We start from the raw sequence: 25,694 nt of genomic DNA, 5'->3' as shown, positions 1-25,694 counted from the left end.
ATGAGTTCCCGCTATGTGCCCTACGCCACCACGCCCGCCCGCCTGCTCGTGCAGCTGGTCAGCGATGCCGTGGTCCTGATCTGGACAGCCATCTGGGTGTTCGTCGGAATAGCCGTCTACGACGCCGTGGCGGCGGTCGCCGAGTTCGGTGGGCAGGTCGACACCGGGGCCACCGGCATCGCCCACAACTTGGACTCGGCGGGCAGCAACGCCAGCCAGTGGCCGTTGATCGGCGGTGCACTGAGCTCGTCGCTGAGCGGCGCGGCCCGCGCGGCACGCGACATCGCGGGCGCGGGGCACAACCTCGACACCACCGCGAGCTGGCTGGCGTGGCTGCTCGCCCTTGCGGTCGCCGCCCCGCCGATTCTTGCACTGGCGATGCCGTGGCTGTTCCTGCGCATCAGGTTCTTCACCCGGAAGTGGGCCGCCGTCACGCTGGCCTCGACGGCCGCCGGCGAGCAACTGCTCGCTCTGCGGGCCCTGGCCAACCGGCCGCTGGCCAAACTCGCCGAAATCACCCCTGACCCGGTGGGCGCCTGGCGCAACTATGACGCGATCGCGATCCGCGGCCTGGCGGCACTCGAGCTGCGCTCCGCGGGTGTGCGCATTCGCCGGGTGCCCAATCCACCTCTGCAGTGAATGTCCACAGGACGGGAATCGTTCATCTAGGCGGTTCGATCTCGGTCTCAGAACAGGTGCGCAGCAGCTGTGGGACGGCATCGTCGCCGAGGGCGGCCCGCAGCGCAATGCCAGGGAATCCGTCGACGCCCCGAAGAAGCGGTACCAGAATGCTGCGGCCGACCGGTCAGGTCGATGGCTGGATCCCCAGCTCGCCGTCCCCGCGGTGCGTGATCGGGTCGACGCCGAGCGTGGTCAGTAGCCCACCGACGCCAGGTATGCGCCTCGCGGCTGTTGGTAGAAGCCGATCGTCATCAGGTTCATCGTGTGCGTGATACGCAGGCCGTGGTCGAGACACCAGCGCAGCAGTTCGGAGTTGCGCAACGGCGCCAGGAATCCGGATCCGCCGAACCGGGGTGCGGCGGCTATCAACGCGGCAAGGTCGTCGTCGGTCTCGGCGACGGAGTGGCCGAAGAATCCGATTCCGGTGCTGTAACCGGTGATCCGGTCCCGACGCTCCACCACGCTGGCCGCACCGGCCGCGACGGCGTCCCGCAACTCACCATCCCGGTCATGGCCGTGCACCCTGGCGCACACCGAGTTACAGGCGGTGATGTCGTTATCGGTGGCAGGCCGAACCGCACGGCCCGGAACGCGAAGATCGAGCGGCGCCCCGTTGACGGTCACAAATGACTCCCGCACATCGAACCCGAGTTTCGTGTAGAGGCTCAACGACCGGCTGTGATAACCGGCCTGGAGCAGTCGCACGCCGAGGGACTCCCGCTGTGCGGCGCGCTCCAACGCCTCGTTTACCAGGACCCGGCCTGTCCCCCGGTTCTGTTGTTCGGGGTCGACCGTCACCGGGCCGACCGAGCGGATGACCGACCGCTCGTCCAGGAAGTTGCTCCCGACCACCCGTCCCGCTCGCTCGGCCAGCAGCGAGAAAAAGCCGGGATGGGTGGCGAGGTGTGATACCGCCGCCGTCGCCTCCGAGACAGTCGCGAAATCATGTGGGAAGCCATGGCGGTCGGCAATCGAGGCGAACGCCTCATAACAGATCCGACCGCATTCGGCCATGTCGTCCGCGTTCATTCGGCGGATCCGGATCTCGTCCACAGCACTATCGGACACAGTGGTTAAGACGCACTGCGAGTCGTCAGTTTCCCACTGCCCACCGGTGACTCACATCACCCGACGGTCATCGACAGAACGCCGTGTTCTTCGCCGTTGGTCAAGTGGAAGGCAGTCCACTCTTCGGGAGGAACCTCGTGACCTCAGCCGCGCCGTATCACGTACCGGCTCGTGACGAACTCGTGGCACGGGCGGTCGCGTTGCACCCTGCGCTGCGCCGGCAATCGACCGATGCCGACGTGAACCGGCGGTTGTCCGGCAGCGTCATATCGGCCGTAGCCGACGCGGGATTGTTCCGACTGCTGACACCCACCCGCTTCGGCGGCTTCGAGGCCGACGTCCGAACCGTGGTCGAGGTGTTGGCCGCCCTCGGCGCGGCCGACGGCGCGGCCGCGTGGCAGGCCGGCATCGTGGCGGGATCGCAATGGGGTGGCGGGCCACTTCCCCGAACGCGCGCAGCAGGAAATCTTCGGTCCGGGACCCGACGTGCGGTTCGCGGGCAGTCTGAGGCCTATGCCCGCGCGGCGTGTCGTCGGGGGTCTACGCGTCAGCGGCCGCTGGCCGTATGCCTCCGGATCGGCCCACGCGCAGTGGGCCATCTTGGGCGTGATCGTCACCGATGGCAGTGTCGGACGGGAGGGACAACCCGACCCGATGATGTGCATGGCCCCGATCGGTGACCTCACCATCGAGGACACCTGGCACACCGTCGGCATGCGGGGGACGAGCAGCAACACGCTCGTGGCCGACGAGGTGTTCATCCCCGAGCACAGGACTGTGCGCGCTGAGGAATTGCTCCGCGGACCGGTGACGGCCACCGACACCAGCCGGTACACAATGGGTTTCGTACCGTTCGGCCCGCTGCTGCTGTGCGCCCCGATACTCGGGCTCGGGCAGGCCGCACTGAGCCTCGCGATCGCGGCCGCTCAGGAGAAGCCGTTGGCGCATACGTTTTCGCCCACCAGAGCGACTCTGCCGGCATCCAGGTACAGATCACCGAGGCGGCGGTGAAGTTGCAGACCGCGCGGCTGCACGCCTACCACGTCGCCGACATCGTGGACGGTGACGTCGTGCACGGCACGAAGAGCGGCCACGACATCCGCGCCCGCGCGATGGCGGAGTGCGGCTACGCAACTCAACAGGCTCTCGGCGCGATCGACGTCCTGGTGAACGTGCACGGCGCGGGAAGTTTCGCCAAAACCAACCCTATGCAACAGATCGGCGTGATACCAACACGGCGGCCCGGCATGCCGGCCTCAACGCCTACGTCGGCCTCGAGGTGCTCGGCAAGGCCCTTCTCGGGGTCGAGGAACGCGTCAGCACGATGCTCTAGCTCAGCTACGCTGCGGCACCAGCTGCGCCAGTTCCGCGGTGATCTCGGCGGCGGAAGCTGTTTTGGCGCTGCGAAATTCGGTGCCTGCCCACAGGCTGAAGCCGTGCGGGTCGCCTGCCTGGGCGGCGGCGGCGATCAGCGGTGCGGTCATGATGGCGACCTGGGGGAAGCCGAACACCGCTTCCGCCTCATGCGCGTCGATGAACCGGTTTCGCAACGCCCTCGCATACCGGCCGGTGAATGCGCGGGTGAGCACTGTTCCGCTGAATTCGGGACTCGAGAGCGCTGCCCGGTGTACCGGAGCGGTTCCGGCCTCCTGTGCCAGCAGGAACGCCGTGCCGCATTGTGCGGCCGCCGCACCGGCGGCGACCACCCGGCGTACGTCAGCGGCGGTCGCAAGCCCACCCGCGGCGACAATGGGAACGTCAGTGTCCCTGACCAGTTCGGTGACGAGCTCGTCCAGTGATTCGTCGGTGAGGGCCGCCGCGGCCTCGAACGTGCCGCGATGGCCGCCGGCCCTGGGCCCCTGCACCACGAGGGCGTCGATCCCGATGGCAATTGCCTGCCGGGCTTCGGGCATCGACGTCACCATCGCGAGAACCGTGCTGCCGGACTCCTTCAGCCGGTTGCACTCGCCCACCGACGGCAGACCGAACGTGAAGGACACCACCTCGGGTCTGACGTCTTGCAGCACATCCAGTTTCGCCTGCCACTGGAAATCGTCATACCGCGGCTCGCCGAGCTGTACCCCGTGCCGCTGTGCCTCGTCGGCGAGCGCGGCGGCGTATCCCGTCCACTGCGCGCTGGCGTCGTTACGCGGTTGGGGTACGAACAGGTTCACCGCGAGCGGCCCCGAGGTGAGCCCCCGGGTCGCGAGCAACTGACCGGCGAGCGCGTGCGCACTCAGCAGACCACCAGCGATGAACCCCAGTCCACCGTGGTTGGTCACACTGGCGGCAAGCTCGGGCGTCGATGGCCCGCCGGCCATCGGCGCAGCGATCACCGGCACAGCCAGATCGGTCAGGCCGAAACGCTTCATGCCTATACACAACGTCGCTTCGCCGAGGACAAGTTCATGTCGACGGCATGGCTTTACCCCGCCGGCGGGTGAGCAATTTGCCGCCCATCCCGACCAGCGTCGCCGTCCACGCCGCCAGCGCGATCCACAGGAACACCAGCGACACCGTCACCAGAGTGCGCCAGCCGGTTTCGACGGCCGTCGCAAAGGTGGCCGACGAGTACATGCCCAGCGGGAACACGGCCGCCCACCACATCCCGGGTGTAAGCCCGCGACGCCGGCGAATACGTTGCAGACCGATGAGGATCAACGGAGGGATCCACGCGGTGGCAACGACCCACGTGACGACGGTGACCGGGCGAACGCCGTCGACACCCGCCGCGTGAATGTGGTCACCGGCCAGTGTTGCGATCGCCAATGCGCCCATCAAAATCCACATGTCGGGCGCCAGCAGCTCCGGTGCCGACGGGTCGTGCGCCACCCGCCACAACACCAGACCGGTCATCGCGACGTACAGGCAGAGTGCGATAGCCAGCAGTCCGACCGCCGGTCCGGGCATGGCGAGATCCGCCGCCATGATGGCCAGGCCGGATGTCGCCACGCTCACCAGTTCGCCGCCACCGCGCGCGCGGTCGCGCAACCTCGTCCACCGGTGCCGCCACATCGCCCGGGCTGCCAACGGCAACAACACCAACCACGCCAGTAGCCCGATGACGGCAAGCGGCCTGTGCACGTAGGGCGACCAACTCAGCCGCGAGCCGACGACTGCGCACGCTGCGACGAATGTCATCAGCTGCACCGGGATCTCGGGTTCGGAGAGGTCCAGCGGCGTCCGCCGCCATGCCGCCACAGCCACGGCCGCCAAGACCGGCAGGCCCACCGCGGCCAGTACCAACAGGGCGACGCTGATGAGGTGATAGTCGTGATCCGCGGCGGCGATCGACACGATTCCCGTCGCCATCACCGCGGCGAATACGTCGGGCCTCACGCGCCGAACTCGACCACCAGATGGCGGATTCCGGTGTGCCGGTTGCTGCGGGTCCACCGGGCCAGGTTGGCGCCCAGGCAGTAATGCACTCCCTGACCGAAGCCCAGGTGCGGATTCGGTTTACGGCCGATATCGAGAGTGTCTGGGTCGGCGAACACCGACTCGTCGCGGTTGGCCGAGCCCTCCCAGATCTGGACCTTATGGCCGGCCTCGATCTGGCATCCGGCGAGTTCCACGCCGCGGGTGGCGGTCCGCCGCTTCGACGGCGACGGAGACGTCCAGCGCACCATCTCCTCGGCCGCGGTCGGCAGTAGCCCGAAATCCGCACGCAACGCCCGCAATTGGTCCGGATGGTCGGCCAACGCCAGCAGTCCATCCGCGATCGCGTTGCGCGTCGTTTCCGCCCCCGCGCTGAACAGCAGCCTGAAGAACAGGTACAGCTCCGGTTCCGGCAGCGGCGCGGATGAGCCATCGTCGTCGAGCGCGGCGTTCGCGACGATCGACAAAAGGTCGTCGGTCGGGTTCTCGCGCTTCGACGTGATCAACTGCAGGCCGTAGGAATACATCCGCGAACCGGCTTCGTCGACGGACATCTGCCCGACTGTGCCTATCCGGGCCCTACGGGCCTCCCCGAAGTCGAACTGCGGTTCGATGGCGTGGAACAACCAATGCCGGTCGGATTCAGGCACTCCCAGCAGGATGCAGATCATCTGCATCGGCAGTTCGGCGGCGATGTCGACGAGGAAGTCAAGAGGATCGCCCACTACCACCTCATCGAGCAGCCCACGCGCCCGGGCCCGCAGATCGTCCTCGACGCGACGGATCATCCGCGGCGTCAGGCCGGAACCGACCAATCGGCGGATCCGCGAATGTCTCGGGTCGTCCATCATGTTGAGGACCTGACCGGCGATGGACAGGTCCTGCAGCAGCGTCCCGCCGAACGGCCGCGACCCACCGGTCTGCGACGAGAACGTTCCCGGATCACGAAATACCGCAACCGTTTCCGCGTAGGTGGCGACCGACCAGAAGCCTTCGCCGTCGGGCGTGTTGTCGGTCGGGCCGTGCCAGTAGACCGGCGCCTCGCGCCGGTGCACGGCGAACAGGTGGTGGGGGAAGCCCGACGCGAAGTTGTCCAGATCCGTGAAGTCCATCCGGGCAAGCGCGCCGGCCGGCGTCACAGAATCGCGCCCGACGTGTACTTGGCCGCCTCCGGATACCGGCTGACCAACTCGTCCACCGCATCGACCACGCGGTCGACCTGGTCGCCCGCCGCGCCGGTGAAGGCCTGCTTGTCGGCCAGCGCCGCGTCCAACCCCGGCCGGTCCAACGGCAGCCGCGGGTCGGCGGCCAGCCGATCCAGCAGGTCGGGCTCGGCGCCCCTCTCGCGCATCGCCAGCGCCACCGCGACGGCGTGCTCCTTGATCACCTCGTGCGCGGTTTCACGGCCCACGCCGGCGCGCACCGTGGCGATGAGGATCCGCGTGGTGGCCAGGAACGGCAGGTACCGGTCGAGCTCCCGCTGGATCACTGCCGGATACGCGCCGAACTCGTCGAGCACGGTCAGGAACGTCTCGGTTTGTCCGTCGATCGCGAAGAACGCGTCGGGCAGGGCCACCCGACGCACCACCGAGCAGAACACGTCGCCCTCGTTCCACTGCGCGCCCGCCAGTTCGGCCGCCATCGATGCGTAACCGCGCAGCACCACCTGCAGACCGTTGACCCGCTCACACGAACGCGTGTTCATCTTGTGCGGCATCGCCGACGAACCCACCTGCCCGGGGGCGAACCCCTCGGTCACCAGTTCGTGGCCCGCCATCAGCCGGATGGTGTGCGCCAGCGACGACGGGCCCGCACCGACCTGCACGAGTGCGGAGACGACGTCGTGGTCCAGCGATCGGGGATAGACCTGCCCGACGCTGGTGAAGATCTCGGTGAAACCCAGGAACTCCGCGACCCGCGTTTCGAGTTCCGCCAGCCGCGCTGATGCTGATTCGCTCCTCGCGTGCGCCGGGTCACCGCCCAACAAATCGAGCATGTCCTGCGCCGTGCCCATCGGGCCCTTGATGCCCCGCAGCGGATAGCGGTCGATCAAGTCGCGTAGCCGGCGCAGCGCAATCAACATCTCCTCGGCCGCCGACGCGAATCGCTTCCCCAGCGTGGTGGCCTGCGCGGCGACATTGTGGCTGCGGCCCGCCATCACCAGGTCGCGGTAGCTGATCGCCTTCTCGGCCAGCCGCGCCACCACGGCAACCCCGTGAGCGTGGACGAGTTCCATCGACCGGCGAATCTGCAGCTGCTCGACGTTCTCGGTGAGGTCGCGGCTGGTCATGCCCTTGTGCACATGCTCGTGTCCGGCGAGGGCGTTGAACTCCTCGATGCGGGCCTTGACGTCGTGACGGAGCACCCGCTCGCGCGCGGCGATCGACGATAGATCGACTTCGTCGAGCACCCGCTCGTAGTCGGCTACCACCGCGTCCGGCACACCGACACCCAGTTCCGCCTGGGCCCTCAGTACCGCCAGCCACAACCGGCGTTCGGCGACGATCTTGGCCTCGGGCGACCAGATCGCCACCATCTCGTCGCTGGCATACCGATTGGCCAGCACATTGGGGATCGCCACAGACACACAGCTTACGGTCCGGGTGAGGCAAGCTAGCCGATGTGTACTTCGTCGGACTCGATCTCGCGTGGGGTGAGCGCAAGCCGACGGGCGTTGCCGTCGTGGACGATCAGGGTGGACTCGTGCACCTGTCCGCGCAGACCGACGACGAGAGCATCCTCGGGTCGATCACCCCATTCGTCGCCGACGACTGCGTAGTCGGCATCGACGCGCCGCTGATCGTCACGAACCCCACCGGCAACAGGCCGTGCGAGGCCGCGCTGAACAGAGACTTCCGCGCTTTCCAATCCGGCGCACACCCGTCCAACACCGGGAAGCCCGAGTTCGCCGACGGAACTCGGGGCGGACGGTTGGCCGCCGCGCTCGACCTCGACCTCGACCCGTTCTCGGCGCGCCCCCGCCGCGCGCTCGAGGTGTATCCGCACGCCGCGTCGGTGGCGCTGTTCCGCCTGGGCCGGACGCTGAAATACAAGGCCAAACCCGGGCGCAACGTGGAAAAGCTGCGCTCCGAACTGCTCACGCTGATGGACCTGATCGAGGGACTCCAGGACCGCGACGTCGCACTCCGCGTCGCGCACCATGACGACTGGCGACGGCTGCGCCGCGCGGCCGAGACTGCGACCCGCAAGAGCGAGTTGCGCCGCGTCGAGGATCCGGTCGACTCGGTGCTCTGCGCCTACGTCGCGCGCTATTCCGTCCAGCGACCCGACGACGTCACCGTGTACGGAGACGCCGGCACCGGCTATATCCTCACCCCGACGCTGCCCGCCGGGCTGACTCCTCAACCCGCCGAACCGATTCCGCCCGTTGTGCGGACCGCCATCGCCGATTACGAGGCACGACGCCCCGGCCTCGTCGAGGCCACCGACCACTACCTCCAGTTGGTGACGGCGCTGCTGGACGACGCGGGCATCAACTATCTGAGCATCACCGCGCGGACCAAGAGCGTCGAGTCGTTCGCGGCCAAGGCCGAGCGCGCCGTGGACGGACGGCGGCTCTTCAGCGACCCGCTGGTCGAGATCACCGATCAGATCGGGCTGCGGGTCATCACCTATCTCCGCGAGGACGTCGATGCGGTCGCGACGCTGCTCGCCGATGAGATGCGCCTGCTCGACGACCGCGACATGGGCCTGCAGACCGCCCGCGAGGGCCGATGGGGCTATGCCAGCCGGCACCTACTGGTCGGTGTGGAAGGTGAGCAGCAGCCGGCATCCATCCAGATCCGCACGGTGCTGCAACACGCGTGGGCGGAGTTCGAGCACGACATCCGCTACAAGGGCTCGATCCCCGCCGAGCACGTCCCCGATCTGGATCGCCGGTTCACGCTGGCGGCCGGGTTGCTCGAACTCGCCGACCGCGAGTTCACCGCCATCCGCGATCGGCTGCGGGTCACGATGACCGACGACGAGATGACGGACGACGACTCCGATCCGTCGACCGATCCCCGGATCGGCACCCCGGTGCTGGCCACCTACCTGGGCAACCGCTACGCCGACGCCGGCTGGTCGCGCACCGACCACTACGCCTGGATCTCGGGGCTGCTGCTCGAACTGGGCATCACCTCGCTCGACGAGCTGACCGCCCTGCTCGACGGGGTGGACGCCGACGCGATCAACCGGGCCATGGGCTATCGTTACCCGGCTGGCGCCGTGCGCCGCCTCGACGACGCGCTGCTGGCCGTCTTCGGGGACCGCTACCTGCGCCTGCACGGCAATGCGCACCGGGTGACGCTGCTGCAGAACCGGCTCAAGCGGCTCCGCAACGGCGACAACTGATTCCGATCAGTCCGGTGCGTCGGCGAGATGTGTCGGCATCAGAACGGTGGCGGGTCATGGTCTGCCGAGCGTCGCGGCCGGGGTGGGAAATCGGCGTCCCCGCAAGCCTTTCCGGGATCCTCGCCAAGTTCCCGCGGTTCGGGTGGCGCGTCACCGGGATGGATCACCCCGCCGAATGGTCGCGATGGGCCCGACTTTGGCCGCCAACAGCGGGGGGCAACACCCCACCGCCCACAATCAGCCCCGGGTTCGTCGCCGCGACGCCGGTCGGGGCATCCGGGGCCAGCGCTTGGGTGAAGGTCTGCTCCCGCAGGGGGATCGCGTCCTGTTCCCGCGGCGGTTCTTGCCCGTCGAGGAGGACCGGGGTGTCATCGGCCAGGCTGTCGACCCCGGCGACGACATGCACCACCAACGATGCCGACCGGCCAGCGCCGTCTCCGTCTGCGGCGGGGCAGTCGGTGCTGCCGCACAGACAACCCAGCTGCAGCTGGCCGCGGCCCAGGGCTCCCATCGCATCCGCGCGGCGCTGCTGGGTGGTGCGGGGATCACCATTGCAAACCGCGGCGGCCATCGCGTCTAGCCGCTGATCCAGGGCGGCGGCGTCGTGGCCGAGCAACACGCCCTCCACTCCGGCGGTGCCTGCGGCGTCGGGGGTGATGTCGAGGTGGCGGCCGCGGGCGCGGCTCTCCCCCCGTCGCAGGGCATAGGGGTCGTGGCGCTCGATGAGTTCGTCGATGGCGAGCTCGGTCTTGGCCACCGACAGTGGCCCCCATCCCACTATCTGCCCGGCCAGTTCGATATCGACTGTGGCGCGGGCCTGCGGGTCGGTGATCAACCCGGTGGGATACACGATGGTGGTAATCAGTCGCGTCGAGACCAGCCCGGCGCCAAACACCTCGGCCCCCGCTCGCGCAGCGCCTTGGCCAAAGTCAACTGATGCGAGGCCACCCCCAACGACACCTGCAGCGCCGCGCCGACCTCGGCGCACACCGCATCCCCATTGTCCACACACCACTGCTCACGCTCAGCGCTACCCGCAGCGCCCTGCCGCCGCTCCAACAGATCGGCCATCGCCGCCAGCTTGCGTGCGCACGCCGCGTTCTCCACCCGCGCCCAGCTACCAGCACCACCCCCCGGGGCCATTGGCCGCCGCAACGAACTCATCGAACATAGTTTCGAATGTAACCGCGCCCGACCACGCCCACCCGCCAGGCCAGCACCCCCACCAGCAACCTGTGGACGAAACCGCAACGGTGCACAACCCGGGACTGCGCTCTCACTGTGCACAGGCAGGGCTGATCAACTCGGCGCTGCGGCTTCACAACCCAGCAGAAACTAGTCCGGTGCGTCGGCGAGGTGCGTCGGATCGGTGATGCCGGCGTCGCGGACGCCGAGTTGTTTGTTGATCGCCATGGTGACGAAGAACAGCACGATGCCGATGAGAACCAGGATGCCCCCGAGCAGATACTGCTGAGCGGGCCGCCCGGACAGCGGTGTCACCAGGTACACCGAGCAGACGAATCCGATGACCGGCAGCGCCGTCGGGGTCGTGAAGTGTCCGCCGGCCTCTCGCACATCCCGGCGCAGCACCAGCACCGCGACGTTCACGACGGCGAACACCGCGAGCAGCAACAGCGACGTGGTTCCGCCGAGCACGCTGATCGCCTTGTCATTGGCGAACGCCGTGACGTAGATGATCAGACCGAAGGCAATCGAGGTGGTGAACAGGATGGCGATCCACGGGCTGCGGGTGCGCGGATGGACCCGGCCGAGCACCGGCGGCAGGACATGCTGGCGGGCCATGCCGTAGATCAGCCTACTGGCCATCAGCATGTTGATCAGGGCCGTGTTGGACACCGCGAACATGGTGATGAACGGCAGGATCTTGTCGATCGGCAGTCCGGGCGCTCCGGCCTTGACCACCTCCACCAGCGGCGTGTCGCTGGCCTCCAGCTCTCCCACCGGCACCAGCGCCACGGCCACGATCGACACCAGGATGTAGACAACGCCCGCGATGGTCAGGCCCGACAGCAGCATCTTGGGAAAGATCTTGACCGGGTCTTTGGTCTCCTCGGCCATGTTCACCGAGTCCTCGAACCCGACCATCGCGAAGAACGCCAGCGAGGTCGCCGCCGTGACGGCCATGAACGCGTTCTTGTCCTCAGCGGTGTCGAACGCCACGACACGGGAGAAATCCACATCGGCGCCGCCGGTGAACGCCCACATGCCGACCATGATCACCACCAGCAGGCCGGTGATCTCGATGATCGTCAGGAACACGTTGAGCTTGACGCTCTCGCCAACACCGCGCAGGTTGATCAGCGCCAGGGCGGTCATGAAGAACAGTGCCAGAACCACGACACCGGTTGTGCCCCAACTGAAATCGAAGCCCTTGAAGAAGTTGGACGAGAAGGTGCGGGCCGCGGTGGATGCCGACGTGATGCCGGAGCACATCACCACGAACGCCACCAGGAACGTCACGAACTGGACACCAAATGCCTTGTGCGCGTAGAGCGCAGCGCCGGCTGCCTGCGGATACTTGGTGACCAGCTCCAGATAGCTGAACGCGGTGACGGTGGCGATCAGGAACGCGACCAGGAACGGAAGCCACGCGGCCCCGCCGACCTCGGCCGCGACGTCGCCAGTCAGCGCATAGACCCCGGTGCCGAGGATGTCTCCGACGACGAACAGCAGAAGCAGACCCGGACCCATCACCCGTTTCAGCTCTGGTTGCTTCTCGGTGATTGCCGACTCCGACATGTCGCCTCCCTGAGGGTTGGCTGTGAGTGCCCTCTCTATTAAACGGCTGACCCGACCCAATTCCGCGTTGTTTTGGTCATTGTCGACACTTCGTCGAGGAAACGTGCCACCACCGCGTCCTCCTCGGAGCGCTGCCATCCGACGGTGGTCGGCCGCTGCGCCCGGTCATGCCAGAAATGCCCCGCCAGCGACACCGGCCTGGTGGCGACCAGCCACACGGCGGTGTCGGCACCGTCCGCCGTGTCGCGGAGCAGGGGCCGGGTCAGCTTCTGGAACGTGGGAAGGGCCTCGGCCACGCCGGGCGTCTCGACCCAACCCGGATGCATGCTCTCGACGCGGACATCGGCTGCCGTGCCGGAGGTCGCCGACCGGGCGGCTCCGGCCAGCCGCTGCGCCCACGCGTCAGCGAGGACCACCTGCATCCGCTTGGTCCGGGGCATAGGCGCGAGCGCCGCGGTAGCTGCCGGATTCCGACTCCAGGTCGTCGGCCGACAACGGTGCGGTGTACATGCCACCGGAGGACATGAACACCACCGATGCGCCAGCGGCTTTCTGCAGCAGCGGAAGAAGTCGTTCGGTCATCAGATGCGGGCCGAGAACGTGGCACGCCAGCTGGGTTTCGTGACCCTGGGGTGTCTCGATGCGCTCGTTGGGCATCGCACCGGCGTTGTGCACGAGGCCGTGCAGGGCGTCGACACGGCCCGACAGATCGTCGGTCCACGCGCGCACGGCGTCCAGATCGGCGACGTCGCAGACCTCTTCGATCACCGTTGCGCCGGACACGGCGTCACGGATCGCGCCTGCACTCTGTGCGACCTTCTCTCGGTTGCGTCCGAGCAGATGGACCGTTGCGCCGAGTCGGGCGAATCCGGCGGCGATCGCCTCGCCGATGCCTGCCGTGGCACCGGTGACCACTACCCGCTTGGCCCCCATGGCATTCGGGCCGGGGTCGTCGGGCCACCAGAGCCGACGGACGCGCGGACCGATTTTGGTGTAGCCCAGCACGACCGAGCGATCGAGGGCGTCATCAAGGACTCGGTGGACTCCGGTGATGTGCATCCGCGTCAGTCGAACGGCGCGAGCACGTCGATCACGTCGATCAACGTCGCCCGTGCCGTCGCGCGGGGCCCGTCACCGTCGCCGACGAGAGCCGCCACCACGGCCCCGTCGACGGCACACACCAGCGCCGTGAGCAATTCGGCGCGCACCGACCGGCCGGACCGCTCCACGGCCTCGACCACGGCATCGGTGCGCTGCTGCAGAATATGTCGCTGTACTTCGCGCAGCCCGGGCTGGCGCGCGCACGCGATGTAGCGCTCGTAGCGGCTGATCAACTGCTCACTCGCCCGCTGTTCCGGCGACTCACCGACCAACAGATCGACCAACACCTCGGCCGTCGATTCGGCGCCCCTGCGCCGCCGCGACAATGTCGCGACCCGGCTGCGCAACTGCTCGGCCTCACGGCTTCCGGCATGTTCGACGGCCTTTGCGATCAGATCGTCGAGCGATGAGAAGTAGTACGTCGTCGACGCCAGGGGCAGCCCTGCGCGGCGCGCGACGGCACGGTGCCGCACCGCGTCGAAGCCGCCCTCGCACAGCAAGTCAGCGGCAGCGCTGACCAGCGCATACCGTCGACGTTCTCCCTTGGGAGTGACCGCTGCCGTCACGCCTAGCATGCTGCCAGTCACCGGGTTGCGGCATAGTGCTTTCGACTAATCATCAGTCTTTACTCAGGGAAGTCGGCGCTGCGACTGACCGCGGCCCATCGCCGGGCTTCCTCATCGCGCTCAGCGCCGGCGGCCAGTGCCTGCTCGACGGCGCCAGCGCCCAGCAGCAACCGCCGCGGCGGTTGCGGATCGCCGACGACGTCGATGATGACGTCCGCGGCACGGGCCGGGTCGCCTGGCTGAGATCCGTTGGTGGACCGCCGGAATTCGTGTATCCGGCCGACCGTATCGCGATAGTCGGGACCCGGTTCACGCATCGTCATCGACGAGCCCTGCCAGTCCGTGCGGAACGCGCCGGGTTCGACGATGACCACGTTGACGCCGAACGGTCGCACCTCGCTGGCGAGCACTTCGGAGAAACCCTCGACGGCGAACTTCGCGGTCTGGTAGGCGCCCATGCCCGGCGTTCCGCCGACCCGCCCGCCGACGGACGAGAACTGGACGACGACACCGGATCTCTGCCTCCGCAGCACGGGAAGCGCGGCGCGGGTCACGTTGACCACCCCGAACAGGTTCGCCTCGATCTGGGCACGGAAGTCGCCCGGTTCCATCTCCTCGATCGCGGCGCTGTTGGCGTAGCCGGCGTTGTTCACCACGACGTCGATCCGGCCGAATTCGGCGACCGCGAATTCGACTGCGGCGACGGCGGCCTCGGCGTCGGTCACGTCGAGGGGGAACACCCGCGCCCGATCGCCGTGACCATCGACGAGTGCACGCAACTGCTCGGGGTGCCGCGCCGTCGCGACCACCCGGTCGCCGCGGGCGAGCACGGCGCGCACCAACTCGGCTCCGAAACCACGCGCGCTTCCGGTGACGAACCAGACCTTGCCCATTTTCATCGCACACCTCCGTGATCTACAGACGTAGACTTTTGTCAGGTATACATACGTAGACTTCGCGGCTTCTATTCCCTACCGTCGAGCCATGGCGCCGGCATCGAAACGACCCCGCAACGCCGCGGCCACCCGCGACGCGATCCTGCAGTCGGCGATCCGAAACTTCGCCCGCTCCGGATACGACGGTGTCGGTGTGCGCGACATCGCGGGCGACGCCGGTGTCACCGCGATGATGGTGAACCGGTATTTCGGTTCCAAGGAGCACTTGTTCGCCGAGGCCGTCGAGGTTGCGTTCGCGCCGCCCACAGTCATCGCCGAGGACGCCGCGGCGCTGGCCCGCGACTCCGCCGCCGCGCTGGTCGCCAGGACGCAACCGGACGCCGACGGGCTCGAACCCTTCCTGATCATGCTGCGGTCGGTGTCCAATCCGCGCGCCGCGGAGATCGTGCGTGGCGGGATCGAACGCCACGTCGGGGCCCGTCTCACCCGCCAGCTTCCCGAGCCGGGACGGCAGCTGCGCAACGAGCTGATGTTGTCGGTCATCGCAGGCGTGTTGTTGATGCGCCGCGTGGTCGCCACCCGCGCACTGTCCGCGACCGACCCTGCCGAGTTGGTCGACCTTCTCGATGCGGTGTTCGGATCGATCATCGAAACGCCTCTGCACGGGCGCTGAGTCGCCGATGGCATGATGGCCCGCATGTCCGAAGTGAGCCGTCGCGCGATTCTGCGTCTCGGCGCCGGCGCCGCCGCGGGTGCGGCGGGCGCGTTCGCATTGGGTGCCGCGGTGCGCGAGCCCGCGGCCGCCGGCGCCCCGCTCGCACCGCCGGCTCCGCCCGCTCCGCTGGAACCACCGAGGGCGGCGGCGGCTACCTACACCGACGGCTCCTTCGTATCGGCGGCCCGCGGCGGCGTGCCCACGCATTGGGCGATCGCCAGGCCGCCCGGCCAGACCGCCCCGCTTCGTCCGGTCATCGCCCTGCACGGTAAGGGCCAGGACGCGGCCGGAGTGATGGCCGGCGGCGTCGAACAGGGACTGGCCGAGGCGGTCGCGGCCGGACTACCCCCCTTCGCGGTCGTCGCCGTCGACGGCGGCGGAAGCTATTGGCACAAGCGCGCGTCCGGCGAGGACTCCGGCGGCATGGTCCTCGATGAACTGATCCCCATGCTCGGATCGCAGGGACTCGACACCTCGCGTGTCGCGTTCCTGGGCTGGTCCATGGGCGGTTACGGCGCGCTGCTGCTCGGAGCGCGGTTGGGCGCAGCCCGCACGGCGGCCATCTGCGCGGTGAGCCCGGCGTTGTGGACGTCGTCCGGTGCGACCGCTCCCGGTGCGTTCGACGGCGTCGACGACTACGCCGCGAACAGTGTCTGGGGCCTGCCGCAGCTCGGCTCCATTCCGATCCGGATCGACTGCGGCAACAGCGATCCGTTCTATTCGGCGACCCAACAGTTCATCGCCCAGTTGCCCAATCCGCCCGCGGGCGGGTTCTCGCCAGGTGGCCACGACGGGGCCTTCTGGAGTTCGCAACTGCCTGCCGAACTGACCTGGATGGCGCCGCTTCTCACGGCTTAGACGCTGACCCGGCCCTCGGCCGCGGCCAGGCCGATGTCGCTGCGGAAGTGGCTGCCCGGCAAGCGAACCGCGTTCATCAGGCCGTACGCTGCAGCACGCGCGGCGGTCAGGTCGGGGCCGGTTCCCACCACCGACAGCACCCGTCCGCCCGAGGAGACGATCGCTCCGTCATCGCGACGCTTGGTGCCCGCGTGCAGCACGCCGTCAGCCTCCGCGCCGGAGATCGCGTCCCCCACCCGCGGGCGGCCGGGATAATTCTCAGCGGCCAGCACCACCGTGACCGCGGCGCCGTCGTGCCACCGCAGCGGCGGCTGGCCGGCCAGATGACCGGTGGCCGCGGCGCGCAGCAGCTGACCGAGCGGGCTCTCCAGCAACGCCAGCACCGCCTGGGTCTCGGGATCGCCGAAGCGACAGTTGAATTCGACGACAGCCGGGCCAAGCGAGGTGATCGCCAGCCCGGCATACAGCAGACCCGAGAATGAGCTACCCCGGGTAACCATCTCGGCGGCAACGGGTTTGATGATGTCGTCGACGATCTGCGTGACCACCTCGCCGGGCAGCCAGTTCAGCGGCGCGTAGGCGCCCATACCGCCGGTATTGGGCCCGGTGTCCTTGTCGCCGACGCGCTTGAAGTCCTGTGCCGGCAGCAGCGGGACCACGGTCTCGCCGTCGACCACACAGAACAGCGACACCTCCGGGCCGTCGAGGTACGACTCGAGCAGCACAGGGTGGCCCGCGTCGAGCAGGCTGGCCGCGTGCGCGCGGGCGGCATCGCGGTCGGCGGTCACCACCACACCTTTGCCCGCGGCCAGACCGTCGTCCTTGACCACCCAGGCGGGATCACCACCCGGCGGCCCGAACCTGTCGAGCGCGGCGTCGAGGTGTGCCGGGTTGTCCACGATCTCGCTGCGCGCGGTGCGCACCCCGGCAGCGGTCATCACGTCCTTGGCGAACGACTTGGAACCCTCGATGCGCGCCGCGTCCTTCGTCGGACCGAAGCACGCAATGCCCGCGTCGCGCACCGCGTCCGCCACGCCGAGCACCAACGGCACCTCGGGCCCGATGATGACCAGGTCGGCGCCGATCCGCCGGGCCAGACCCACCACCTCCTCGCCGGAGGTGATGTCGACGTCGTACTGGTCGGACACGATTGCGGTACCGGCGTTGCCCGGCGCGACGGCCACCGCCTCGACCTCGGGATCCTGGCGCAGCGAGAGCAGCAAGGAGTGCTCACGGGCTCCGGATCCGATCACCAGGACGCGCACAAGTGCCCACCCTAACCCACCCTGATCTGCCGATTACACCTGTGTCCCTTCGAGTATCCGGGCGCGATGACTGGCGATGCCGACGTGAGGTACTACGCGTGGGGCGACGGCTACGGAACCGCCGGATGCTGCCTCGCGCGGGGCGCCGTCCTTGATGAGGCGTTTCGGCGCCCCGCCTTTCGTGCCGATGCGGTAACCTTTTCGGCCATACACTTGACACTGCGACGTATGGTCGGTCGGCCAGGGATATGACTTCACCGACCCCGACATCCTGGTTCAGGGCATCCCGGTCACCGAGTTCGCCGAACTCAGCAGGACCGCACCGGTGTGGTCGAACGAACAGAAGGAGTCGATCTCCCGTAACGGCGACCTGTGGTCCACCAATCGCAAGGGCGCCGTCATGCGGATGCCCGACGGCACCACCGCCGAGCAGTTGGACCTGACCAAAGCGCTGCTGATCAACCACGACGCGCCCGAGCACACCCGACTCCGCAAGATAGTGTCCCGGCTCTTCACACCGCGCGCGGTGGCCACGCTCGAGCAGAAACTCGCGGTCGCGGCCCGCGAAATCGTCCGCGCCGCCGCGGAAGAAGAGTCGGGAAACTTTGTCGACGACGTCGCGACGAGCCTGCCGCTGCTGGCCATCGCCGATTTGTTGGGCGTGCCAAAAGCGGACCGTGAGAGGTTGTTTCACTGGACCAACTCGATCATGAACACCGACGATCTGGACTTCGAGACCGACTACGCCGCCGCCAATGCGGAGTAATGGGATACGCGTACACCATGGCGGAGGAGCGCCGCCGTTGCCCGGCCGACGACATCGTCACCCGGCTGGTTCAGGCCGACATGAACGGCGGCGAAGCCGGCGAATCCATCGACGATATCGAGTTCGCATTCCTCGTGATCCTGCTCGCCGTCGCGGGCAATGAGACCACCCGCAACGCCATGACGCACGGCATGAACGCGTTCTTCGAAAACCCGGATCAGTGGGAATTGTTCAAGCGCGAACGCCCGGAGACCGCGGCCGACGAGATCGTTCGCTGGGCGACGCCTGTGCACTGCTTTCAGCGAACGGCGTTGGCCGACACCGAACTCGGCGGCGTCACCATCCGCGAGGGCCAGCGTGTCGGCCTGTTCTACAGCTCTGCCAACTACGACGACGCCGTGTTCGACCGGCCATTCGACTTCAACATCCTGCGCGAGCCCAACCCCCATCTCGGTTTCGGCGGCAACGGCGCGCACTACTGCATCGGCGCGAACCTGGCCCGGATGGAGATCAGGCTGATCTTCAACGAGAACGCCGATCAGATGCCCGGTATCGTCAAACTGGCTGAACCCCAACGGATTCGGTCGGGTTGGCTCAACGGGGTCAAGCAGCTCCAGGTCTCGTATCGGGGTTAGCGCTAGTATCCCAGCGTGCGTACCCACGGCTGGTCCGGATCGACGCCCGCCACCGACGACGAGGCGATCACCCGGATCCTCGACGCGGCGGGCAAGGCGATCGACGCCCGCGGCGCGGACTTCTCCATCGCCGACGTGGCGCGCCGCGCTGGGCGTCACCCGGCAGACGGTGTACCGCTACTTCCCCAGCACGGACGCCCTGCTGGTGGCCGCGGCAGTGCACGCGGCAGCGGGTTTCCTCGACCGGTTGGCCGTCCACCTGGCGGGCATCACCGATCCCGTCGAAGCAGTGACCGAGGCCATCGCCACCGCGCTCGAGTGTTTGCCGGAAGACAAACACATCGGGCTGCTGATCATTCCCGGCCGAGCCGACGCGCACACCGAGTCGGTGACATCGGACGTCGCCCTGCAGTTCGCGAACTCCATGCTGCGGCGTTTCGACGTCGGTGGTCGGCGCTCGGCTTCACCGACGCCGAACTCGACGAACTCGCCGAACACCTGTTGAGGACCATCCAGTCGTTCGTCCTCGACCCAGGCCGTCCTCCCCGCCGGGCAGCGGCGCTGAGGGCATACCTGCGCCGGTGGGTGGCGCCGGCGGTGGACACGGCGCGGGTCAGCGGCCCGGCATAGCCGGCGCTACTGGTCCTTGGAAGCCAGCCCCTCAGGGGCGGAGTCGATGGCCCGGTGAATGGCCGCCGCCAAAGCCAGCGCGGTTTCTTCGGTCAACTCGAGCGCGACTCGCGCCGAGGGACCGAGCGCGGGGTTGAGGACATCGATGTTCACGGTGTGGCCGTACTGCGCGTGCACCGGGTGGTCGACGTAAACGGTTGCCTCCGTGGCCCCGAACCAGCCCTTCGCGCCTTTGCCGCTGCCGTCGATGCCGATCTTCTCGGTCAGATAGGTGCACATGCGTCAGTCCCCCAGGTGCTTGCCGAAGAAGTCGGCGATGTGTCCCCAGCCGTCGAGCGCGGCCTCGACCCGGTAGGCCGGGCGGTCCACCGAGAAGAACGAGTGTCCGGCTCCGTCATAGGAGTGGAAGTCGTGCTCCTTGCCCAGCCGGGTCAGCTCGGTGTCCAGTTTGGCGACGGCCTCTGTCGACGGATAACGGTCGTCCTTCCCGAACAGGCCGAGCAGGGGGCAGCTCAGGTCGGGTGCAAGTCCGAGAATGGGTTTCATTGTGGGCGGCATGCCCTCCGGCGGGTCCTCGACGACGAACGCGCCGTAGCAGTCGACCGCGGCATCCACCGTCAGTGAGCATGCCGCCAGGAACGCCTGCCGGCCACCGGAACAGTGTCCGATCACGCCGATCTTGCCGTTGGCATTGTCCAGTCCGCGCAGGTACTCCGCCGCACCGCTGACATCGCCCACCAGGCGGTCATCGGGCACACCGCCCGCAGCACGGGCGGTGGCCGCGGCGTCATCCGGGTCGGCGCCCGGCGCCTCCCGCGAGTACAGGTTCGGACAGATCGCGTTGTACCCCTCGACGGCCAACCGGCGGACGAATTCCTTGGTTTCACGGTCGTATCCCGGCATGTGGTGAATCCACACCACGCCACCGCGCGAACCGGGCGTCAACGGGACGGCCCGGTAGGCCTCGACCGCGTCGCCACCGTGACCCGTGATGCTGATCGTCTCCGCGAGAATTGCGTCTGCACTGGCTGAGGTCGCCACACCTGTCTCCTCTGTAGTCCATAGAGGGCGACCCGTGCCGCCCTCACACCACAGTAAGCGGAAGCGATCTCCTCGGCTCGAACACGAAGGTCGGCCCGGCGCTCACTTTTGCAACGGACACCTCGGGCAATTGCTTTGCTGCGGTGTCGGTCTCGATCACGCGGACCGTCCAGCCCTCGTGGGCGCCGGTTACCTCGACGTCGAGGTGGGGATCCACGGCGGCAACGGCCGCCTGCAGCGGGCGCTTCTCCGACGGTCCCACCAGCGAGACCCAGGCGCCGTCCTGGTGTGCCGGCGACCTGCGCACCTCGACGGCGTCCGGCCGGAAATCGGCGTTGACATATGCCACCGGATTGAACATCGGATGAAGTTCGAGCGTGCGGACCGCGCCCTCGATCCCCCCGGGCAAACCCAGCGCGTGATGGATCCGTTCGGCGGCGACGCCCGAGATACCGGTGAGCTGATTGGTGCAGATCTTCGTGGCGAGCGCGGTGTCGGTGCCCGCGCGCTTGCCGACGGCCAGCACGAACGACAAGTTGAGCAGATGCATCTGCAGACAGATCTCGTCGACGATGCGCACCAACGCCGAGTGTGAGTACGCACCGAAGTCGACATCGGACACCAGCGGGCCGGAGTAATCGGCCTGGCCTTCGTCGCTTGGGTCGATCGGGTCGAGTTCGGTTCCGGCGGCCCGGGTTCGACGGATGACATCGAGCGCGGGATGGTCCTCGACCTCGGGATAGGACTCGTCGATGATCACGGTCCACGCGCAGTGCGGCTGCCGGTGAGCGGGTGTGCGGGGCGGACGGTGGATCGGGCGGATCTGGGCCCTGCGGTTCGTCGCGACGGCGGTGGCGTCGAACGTCGGGTCCTCGATGTCGTGGCACATGCCCCGCACGTAATCGTCACCCATGGGCTCCACGTCGAGCAGCGCGCCGCAGTGGTCGAGGTGGAACTCGCCGTGCCAGCGATCGTGCAGGGTGTAGCGGAAGTCCATGAACTGCGGCGGTGCGCCGATGTCGAGTTGCAAGCCCTTGAAGATCGTGACGACGTCTGTGCCCTCGTAGTTGAGTGCCTTCTGCATCCGCTTGGTGTAGATGGGGCTGGCGCCCATCCACTCCTCGATGGCAATCTCCAGCATCCCCGGATGCCCGAAGGGTTTGATGCACCAGCCCATCCCGGACCGGTCGATCAGCTGACCGATCAGCAGCAGTTCGGGTACCAGAACCGCCAGTTCAGCACGGGTCAGCCCGGCATACCTACTTGTCATGGATCTTGTCATGGATGTTCCTGCCGACATGCATCTGGACCGCGTCGTTGACGTTGTCTCGCCTTGCTTCGGTCGTGCCAGCGCCCCTGCCCTTCTCCTCGGCCTTCTTCCGCTTGGCCACCACCCGCTTGAACGCTCCGTCGACCTTCGAGCCCAGCGGGAAACCGACATAGTGCGTGACGAAGATCGCGATCTCGCGCAATTCCTCGCGCGTCATCTCCTCGTTGTGCAGGATCGCATTGCCCTGCACTTCCAGCAGTTCTTCCATGCCCTGGGCGGCGAGCACGCCGATCAGCATCATCCGCCGGTCCCGCATCGACAGGCCGGGTCTGCTCCAGATGTTTCCGAAAAGGTGGTCGACCGTCAGGGCGAAGTATTCGCCGGGCATGTCCGGCATTTCCCAGCCGTAGACCTCGTTCATCTTCTCGAGGCCCTTTTTGCGCAACTCGTCCATGGTTACTCCTTCGCGCTCGTCGACTTGTGCGGCACGCCAAGGCCTGCGGCCAGATTCTGCAGCGCCGCCTCGGCCAATGGCAGGTCGACGCCCAACTGCTCCCCCAGGGAGAGGGCGAGGCCGAGGTCCTTCTCACCGAGTCCGCGGGTGTGCAGGAACGGCTGGTACAGGAAATGGCCCGGGTCAAGCGGTTTCATGTCGTCGCGGAACATGATGGCGCCCGCACCGCCGGTCAGCTTGTCGCTGTGCCGCACGACGTTGCCGAGGTCCTGCAGGTTGACGCCGGCCGCTTCCGCGAGCTTCGATGCTTCGCATGCCGCCGTGAACGAGATGAAGTGCAACATGTTTCGCGCCAGCTTCATCCTCGTCCCTGCGCCGGGCTGACCCGCATGGACGATCAACGAGGCCCACTGCGAGAACGGCTCCTGAACGAGTGCGTATGCCTCGTCGGTCGCACCCACCATGACGGCAAGTTCGCCCCTCTTCGCCGCCCCGCCGCCACCGGTCACCGGTGCGTCGACGATGTGGATGCCCTGCGGTTCCCACCGCTCGGCGAGTTCGACAGCGGTGTCGGGACTGATCGTGGAATGGATGGCGATCACGGTTCCCGGCTTGGCGTTGGTCGCCAACTCGCCGACCACATCGCGCACCTGCTCGTCGTCGAGCACGGTGACGCTGATGACGTCGGCAGTCGCGACATCGGCAACGCTGTCCGCCAGGGTCGCGCCTTTTTCGGCCAGCCGCGTCATGGCTTCGGGGCGCACGTCGAACACGATCAGGCCGCCGGGCCGGTCGACCAGCTTCCTGGCCATCGGAGCGCCCATCTTCCCCAGCCCGATGTAGCCCAGTGCGACGTCCCCACCCGTACTCATGACCGGATGATCTGTCCGCCGTCGACGTTGAAGATCTGGCCGGTGATCCACTTGGCCTGATCCGACAGCAGGAACAGACACATGCCGACGAGGTCCTCCGGTTGGCCCATCCGCGACAGCGGGATGTTCTTCACGATGTCGGCGACCATCTCCTGCGGTGTGGTGGTCCGGTTCGCCTCGGTGTCGATGGGCCCCGGCGCGATCGCGTTGACGCGGATGTTCTGCCCGCCGAGTTCGGTGGCCAGTTGCTGGGTGAGCCCGTTGACGCCGACCTTCGCCAGCCCGTAGAAGTTCGAGTACAGCCATGCCGCAGTGGACGATTGGTTGACGATCGCACCCCCGCCCCGTTTGGCCATCTTGCGGTAGACGGCGCGGGTGCAGACCAACGCTCCGTCGAGGTTCACGCTCATGAACTTCTTGTAGTAGTCCCAGTCGACGGTGATCAGGAAGTCCAGCTTCATGCCGCCGAAGATCGCCGCGTTGTTCACCAGGTAGTCGATGCCACCGAATTCCGAGAGCGTCGCGGCGGCCATCTCCTTGGCGGAGTCGGGATCGCTGACGTCGACCGGCACCGCCAGCGCCGTCCCGCCCTCGCCCGTGATGCCGTCGGCCACCTTCCGGGCGCCCTCGGTGTTGATGTCGGCGATCACCACCGCCGCGCCCTCGCGGGCCAGTGCCTCGGCGTACGCCTGCCCGATGCCACCGCCCGCACCGGTGACGATCGCCACCTTCTCCTTGAACTGATCGCCGTACAGTCCCACTGACGTCTCCTAATTCACCGCTTGATGCGCCGCTGTGGCAATAACTTTGGTTTCCAGATATTCCTCGAAACCGGCGAGACCCATTTCCCTGCCGATGCCGGATTGCTTGTAGCCGCCGAAGGGCATGTCCGCCGAATACCAGACGCCGCCGTTGATGTTGACCGTGCCGACGCGCATCCTGGCCGCGATGCCCGCCGCCCGCTCCTCGTCGCCGGATAACACCGTGCCCGACAGTCCGTACGCCGAGTCGTTGGCGATGCGCACCGCATCGTCGTCGCCGTCGTGGGCGATCACCGTCAACACCGGGCCGAAGATCTCCTCGCGCGCCACCTTCGCGTTGTTGTCCAGGCCGGCGATCACCGTCGGTTCGATGAAGAACCCGGTGTCGCGGTCCGCCGGCCGTCCACCGCCGCAGGCGAACGTGCCGCCCTCGGCGGTCGCGGAGTCGAGGTAGCCCTGGATGCGGTCGCGCTGCCGTGCGGAGATCACCGGCCCGCAGATGGTGCCCGCATCGGTCGGGTCGCCCGTTTTGAGCCCCGCCATCGTCGCGGCCGCTGCCTCGACGGCCTCGTCGTAGCGGGCCCGCGGGACCACCAGCCGCGTCGTGATCGCACACCCCTGCCCGGCATGCATCGACGCGGTGAACGCCGACATCGCGCATGCACCGGCCAGATCCGCGTCGTCGAGCACCAGGAACGCCGACTTGCCGCCGAGCTCCAGGAACACCTTCTTCAGCGTGGCCGAGCCGTCGGCCATCACCGCGCGCCCGGTGGTGGTCGACCCGGTGAACGACACCATGTCCACCCGGGGATCTTTCGACAGCAGCGCGCCCACGCCGTGATCGCTGGAGGTGACGATGTTCACGACACCCGCCGGGATGTCGGTGTGCTCGACGATCAACTCGCCGAGCACCGCTGCCGCCCAAGGGGTGTCGGGCGCGGGCTTGAGCACCACCGTGTTACCCGCCGCCAGGGCCGGCCCGATCTTGGCGAGATTGATCTGGTGCGGGAAATTCCATGGCGTGATCGCGCCGACGACGCCGACGGCTTCCCGCGCGACGGTGCGATGCGTCCTGATACCCATCGGTGAGGCGATGCCGAAGTCAGTCGTCCACGGATAAGCCTCCGCAGTGTCCGCGCAGAAGCTCAGGTCCTCGACCGGGCCCTCGAGCTGCGCCATCGAGGTCGTCATCCGCGGAGCGCCCACCTCGGCAATGGTCAGCTCCCGCAGTTCCTCCACGTGGTCGCGCAGGGCCTGCTGCAACTGACGGATGCACCGCACTCGACGCCCGGTGTCAGTCGACCAGTCGGTTCCGTCGAAGGCGCGGCGGGCCGCCTCGATCGCCTGGCCCATGTCGTCGGCACTCGCGTCGGCGGCGACGCCGAGCACCTCTTCGGTGGCGGGGTTGAGCGTGGGGAACGTGCCCGCACCGCCCGCCACGAGCTTGCCGTCGACGAGCAACCGACTCTGGCGATCGTCCAGAATCCCCATTCCAACTCCCGCTTTTGTTGCTGGACAGCTGTCCGACTCTGTTCAGTCGAACCATAGCCGCAGATCGGCGCGGGAAGCAAGGGTAGGTCGGCACGCACCGGAACGTCGCGGCCAACAGCGCCGTTATGCT

General features: G+C 67.7%; 24 protein-coding genes and 4 pseudogenes. 8 read left to right on the top strand and 20 right to left on the bottom strand.

Translation table 11 applies throughout. From position 1 onward, the window contains the following. Positions 1-639, top strand: coding sequence for a hypothetical protein (locus ACVWWN_RS10180; RefSeq protein ID WP_457143786.1), 639 nt, complete (start codon positions 1-3; stop codon positions 637-639). A gap of 234 nt (positions 640-873) precedes the next feature. On the opposite strand, the gene ACVWWN_RS10175 is transcribed toward ACVWWN_RS10180, so the two are convergent. Continuing rightward, positions 874-1,734: a GNAT family N-acetyltransferase gene (locus tag ACVWWN_RS10175; RefSeq protein ID WP_457143785.1), complete on the bottom strand. Its 861-nt coding sequence runs from the start codon at positions 1,732-1,734 to the stop codon at positions 874-876. Positions 1,735-2,178: 444 nt separating this feature from the next. Between ACVWWN_RS10175 and ACVWWN_RS10170 the strand changes: the two genes are divergently transcribed. Both ACVWWN_RS10170 and ACVWWN_RS10165 read left to right on the top strand, forming a co-directional pair. Further along, a complete protein-coding gene (locus ACVWWN_RS10170) occupies positions 2,179-2,760 on the top strand; it encodes a hypothetical protein (RefSeq protein ID WP_457143784.1) in 582 nt (193 codons plus the stop codon). Continuing rightward, positions 2,730-2,903 (top strand): annotated as a pseudogene (locus ACVWWN_RS10165) (hypothetical protein); the annotation flags it as partial. The gene ACVWWN_RS10170 and the pseudogene ACVWWN_RS10165, both read left to right, overlap by 31 nt. A 180-nt stretch (positions 2,904-3,083) precedes the next feature. Here ACVWWN_RS10165 and ACVWWN_RS10160 read toward each other — a convergent pair. The 4 genes from ACVWWN_RS10160 to purB are packed head-to-tail and all read right to left on the bottom strand — an operon-like array spanning position 3,084 to position 7,708. Further along, positions 3,084-4,121: a nitronate monooxygenase gene (locus ACVWWN_RS10160; RefSeq protein ID WP_457143783.1), complete on the bottom strand. Its 1,038-nt coding sequence runs from the start codon at positions 4,119-4,121 to the stop codon at positions 3,084-3,086. Positions 4,122-4,155: 34 nt separating this feature from the next. Beyond that, positions 4,156-5,088, bottom strand: a complete 933-nt coding sequence (locus ACVWWN_RS10155) for a tellurite resistance/C4-dicarboxylate transporter family protein (protein ID WP_457143782.1) — start codon at positions 5,086-5,088, stop codon at positions 4,156-4,158. Further along, entirely contained in the window at positions 5,085-6,266 is a 1,182-nt protein-coding gene (locus tag ACVWWN_RS10150) for a cytochrome P450 (protein ID WP_457143781.1), read from the bottom strand. Before ACVWWN_RS10150 ends, ACVWWN_RS10155 begins: the two co-directional genes overlap by 4 nt. Continuing rightward, positions 6,263-7,708, bottom strand: coding sequence for an adenylosuccinate lyase (gene purB, locus ACVWWN_RS10145; RefSeq protein WP_457143780.1), 1,446 nt, complete (start codon positions 7,706-7,708; stop codon positions 6,263-6,265). The genes ACVWWN_RS10150 and purB overlap by 4 nt, the downstream gene beginning before the upstream one ends. Positions 7,709-7,749: 41 nt before the next feature. On the opposite strand from purB, the gene relZ reads away from it, so the two are divergent. Further along, the gene (gene relZ / locus ACVWWN_RS10140; protein WP_457143779.1) at positions 7,750-9,483 is read left to right on the top strand and encodes a bifunctional ribonuclease/(p)ppGpp synthase; all 1,734 of its coding nucleotides are present in this window, start codon (positions 7,750-7,752) and stop codon (positions 9,481-9,483) included. A gap of 163 nt (positions 9,484-9,646) precedes the next feature. On the opposite strand, the pseudogene ACVWWN_RS10135 reads toward relZ, so the two are convergent. The 6 genes and pseudogenes from ACVWWN_RS10135 to ACVWWN_RS10110 form a co-directional block, all read right to left on the bottom strand. Next, positions 9,647-10,554 (bottom strand): annotated as a pseudogene (locus tag ACVWWN_RS10135) (DUF222 domain-containing protein). 264 nt (positions 10,555-10,818) lie between these two features. Then, complete coding sequence (locus ACVWWN_RS10130; protein WP_457143778.1) at positions 10,819-12,243, bottom strand: APC family permease; 1,425 nt, start codon at positions 12,241-12,243, stop codon at positions 10,819-10,821. Between the two features lie 38 nt (positions 12,244-12,281). Then, a complete protein-coding gene (locus tag ACVWWN_RS10125; protein ID WP_457143777.1) occupies positions 12,282-12,659 on the bottom strand; it encodes a hypothetical protein in 378 nt (125 codons plus the stop codon). Then, positions 12,646-13,302, bottom strand: a complete 657-nt coding sequence (locus tag ACVWWN_RS10120; protein ID WP_457143776.1) for an SDR family NAD(P)-dependent oxidoreductase — start codon at positions 13,300-13,302, stop codon at positions 12,646-12,648. The genes ACVWWN_RS10125 and ACVWWN_RS10120 overlap by 14 nt, the downstream gene beginning before the upstream one ends. Before the next feature lie 5 nt (positions 13,303-13,307). Beyond that, positions 13,308-13,919, bottom strand: coding sequence for a TetR/AcrR family transcriptional regulator (locus tag ACVWWN_RS10115; RefSeq protein WP_457149071.1), 612 nt, complete (start codon positions 13,917-13,919; stop codon positions 13,308-13,310). A 50-nt stretch (positions 13,920-13,969) separates the two neighbouring features. Beyond that, the gene (locus tag ACVWWN_RS10110; RefSeq protein WP_457149070.1) at positions 13,970-14,803 is read right to left on the bottom strand and encodes an oxidoreductase; all 834 of its coding nucleotides are present in this window, start codon (positions 14,801-14,803) and stop codon (positions 13,970-13,972) included. A 91-nt stretch (positions 14,804-14,894) separates the two neighbouring features. On the opposite strand from ACVWWN_RS10110, the gene ACVWWN_RS10105 reads away from it, so the two are divergent. Further along, a complete protein-coding gene (locus ACVWWN_RS10105; RefSeq protein ID WP_457143775.1) occupies positions 14,895-15,479 on the top strand; it encodes a TetR/AcrR family transcriptional regulator in 585 nt (194 codons plus the stop codon). Between the two features lie 12 nt (positions 15,480-15,491). After that, positions 15,492-16,379 carry an alpha/beta hydrolase gene (locus ACVWWN_RS10100; protein ID WP_457143774.1) on the top strand — a complete coding sequence of 296 codons (888 nt, stop codon included), beginning with the start codon at positions 15,492-15,494 and terminating at the stop codon, positions 16,377-16,379. Here ACVWWN_RS10100 and purD read toward each other — a convergent pair. After that, positions 16,376-17,644 carry a phosphoribosylamine--glycine ligase gene (gene purD, locus ACVWWN_RS10095; protein ID WP_457143773.1) on the bottom strand — a complete coding sequence of 423 codons (1,269 nt, stop codon included), beginning with the start codon at positions 17,642-17,644 and terminating at the stop codon, positions 16,376-16,378. The genes ACVWWN_RS10100 and purD overlap by 4 nt on opposite strands. Positions 17,645-17,912: 268 nt before the next feature. Here purD and ACVWWN_RS10090 point away from each other — a divergent pair. Beyond that, positions 17,913-19,045 (top strand): annotated as a pseudogene (locus ACVWWN_RS10090) (cytochrome P450). Between the two features lie 2 nt (positions 19,046-19,047). On the opposite strand, the gene ACVWWN_RS10085 reads toward ACVWWN_RS10090, so the two are convergent. Further along, the gene (locus ACVWWN_RS10085) at positions 19,048-19,173 is read right to left on the bottom strand and encodes a hypothetical protein (protein ID WP_457149473.1); all 126 of its coding nucleotides are present in this window, start codon (positions 19,171-19,173) and stop codon (positions 19,048-19,050) included. Here ACVWWN_RS10085 and ACVWWN_RS10080 point away from each other — a divergent pair. Next, a pseudogene (locus ACVWWN_RS10080) lies at positions 19,121-19,675 on the top strand (TetR/AcrR family transcriptional regulator). The gene ACVWWN_RS10085 and the pseudogene ACVWWN_RS10080 sit on opposite strands and share 53 nt — an antisense overlap. Before the next feature lie 6 nt (positions 19,676-19,681). Here ACVWWN_RS10080 and ACVWWN_RS10075 read toward each other — a convergent pair. From ACVWWN_RS10075 to ACVWWN_RS10045, 7 genes are read right to left on the bottom strand one after another with little or no spacing between them, the layout of a single operon-like run. Beyond that, a complete protein-coding gene (locus ACVWWN_RS10075) occupies positions 19,682-19,954 on the bottom strand; it encodes a DUF6295 family protein (RefSeq protein WP_457143772.1) in 273 nt (90 codons plus the stop codon). A 3-nt stretch (positions 19,955-19,957) separates the two neighbouring features. After that, positions 19,958-20,716: a dienelactone hydrolase family protein gene (locus ACVWWN_RS10070; RefSeq protein ID WP_457143771.1), complete on the bottom strand. Its 759-nt coding sequence runs from the start codon at positions 20,714-20,716 to the stop codon at positions 19,958-19,960. 43 nt (positions 20,717-20,759) lie between these two features. After that, positions 20,760-21,986 (bottom strand): hypothetical protein, encoded by a 1,227-nt coding sequence (locus ACVWWN_RS10065; protein ID WP_457143770.1) that lies wholly within the window; start codon positions 21,984-21,986, stop codon positions 20,760-20,762. Continuing rightward, positions 21,976-22,440 carry a carboxymuconolactone decarboxylase family protein gene (locus ACVWWN_RS10060; RefSeq protein ID WP_457143769.1) on the bottom strand — a complete coding sequence of 155 codons (465 nt, stop codon included), beginning with the start codon at positions 22,438-22,440 and terminating at the stop codon, positions 21,976-21,978. Before ACVWWN_RS10060 ends, ACVWWN_RS10065 begins: the two co-directional genes overlap by 11 nt. Positions 22,441-22,442: 2 nt before the next feature. Further along, entirely contained in the window at positions 22,443-23,312 is an 870-nt protein-coding gene (locus ACVWWN_RS10055; RefSeq protein WP_457143768.1) for an NAD(P)-dependent oxidoreductase, read from the bottom strand. Beyond that, complete coding sequence (locus ACVWWN_RS10050) at positions 23,309-24,073, bottom strand: SDR family oxidoreductase (RefSeq protein ID WP_457143767.1); 765 nt, start codon at positions 24,071-24,073, stop codon at positions 23,309-23,311. The genes ACVWWN_RS10055 and ACVWWN_RS10050 overlap by 4 nt, the downstream gene beginning before the upstream one ends. Positions 24,074-24,082: 9 nt before the next feature. After that, positions 24,083-25,564, bottom strand: coding sequence for an aldehyde dehydrogenase (locus tag ACVWWN_RS10045; protein ID WP_457143766.1), 1,482 nt, complete (start codon positions 25,562-25,564; stop codon positions 24,083-24,085). Positions 25,565-25,694 lie beyond the last annotated feature (130 nt).

The organism is Mycobacterium sp. URHB0021, assembly GCF_054057895.1.
The sequence above is the reverse complement of the archived record's forward strand: the minus strand, read 5'-3'. Positions and strand labels throughout refer to the sequence as shown.

Coding starts and splice junctions, on each gene's coding strand:
- ACVWWN_RS10160 (WP_457143783.1), bottom strand. CDS start 4,121: ATGAAGCGTTTCGGCCTGACCGATCTGGCTGTGCCGGTGATCGCTGCG.
- ACVWWN_RS10045 (WP_457143766.1), bottom strand. CDS start 25,564: ATGGGGATTCTGGACGATCGCCAGAGTCGGTTGCTCGTCGACGGCAAG.
- ACVWWN_RS10075 (WP_457143772.1), bottom strand. CDS start 19,954: ATGTGCACCTATCTGACCGAGAAGATCGGCATCGACGGCAGCGGCAAA.
- ACVWWN_RS10100 (WP_457143774.1), top strand. CDS start 15,492: ATGATGGCCCGCATGTCCGAAGTGAGCCGTCGCGCGATTCTGCGTCTC.
- ACVWWN_RS10105 (WP_457143775.1), top strand. CDS start 14,895: ATGGCGCCGGCATCGAAACGACCCCGCAACGCCGCGGCCACCCGCGAC.
- ACVWWN_RS10130 (WP_457143778.1), bottom strand. CDS start 12,243: ATGTCGGAGTCGGCAATCACCGAGAAGCAACCAGAGCTGAAACGGGTG.
- ACVWWN_RS10055 (WP_457143768.1), bottom strand. CDS start 23,312: ATGAGTACGGGTGGGGACGTCGCACTGGGCTACATCGGGCTGGGGAAG.
- ACVWWN_RS10065 (WP_457143770.1), bottom strand. CDS start 21,986: ATGACAAGTAGGTATGCCGGGCTGACCCGTGCTGAACTGGCGGTTCTG.
- ACVWWN_RS10180 (WP_457143786.1), top strand. CDS start 1: ATGAGTTCCCGCTATGTGCCCTACGCCACCACGCCCGCCCGCCTGCTC.
- ACVWWN_RS10115 (WP_457149071.1), bottom strand. CDS start 13,919: ATGCTAGGCGTGACGGCAGCGGTCACTCCCAAGGGAGAACGTCGACGG.
- ACVWWN_RS10120 (WP_457143776.1), bottom strand. CDS start 13,302: ATGCACATCACCGGAGTCCACCGAGTCCTTGATGACGCCCTCGATCGC.
- ACVWWN_RS10085 (WP_457149473.1), bottom strand. CDS start 19,173: ATGGAGAAGTCCGCGCCGCGGGCGTCGATCGCCTTGCCCGCCGCGTCG.
- ACVWWN_RS10060 (WP_457143769.1), bottom strand. CDS start 22,440: ATGGACGAGTTGCGCAAAAAGGGCCTCGAGAAGATGAACGAGGTCTAC.
- ACVWWN_RS10110 (WP_457149070.1), bottom strand. CDS start 14,803: ATGGGCAAGGTCTGGTTCGTCACCGGAAGCGCGCGTGGTTTCGGAGCC.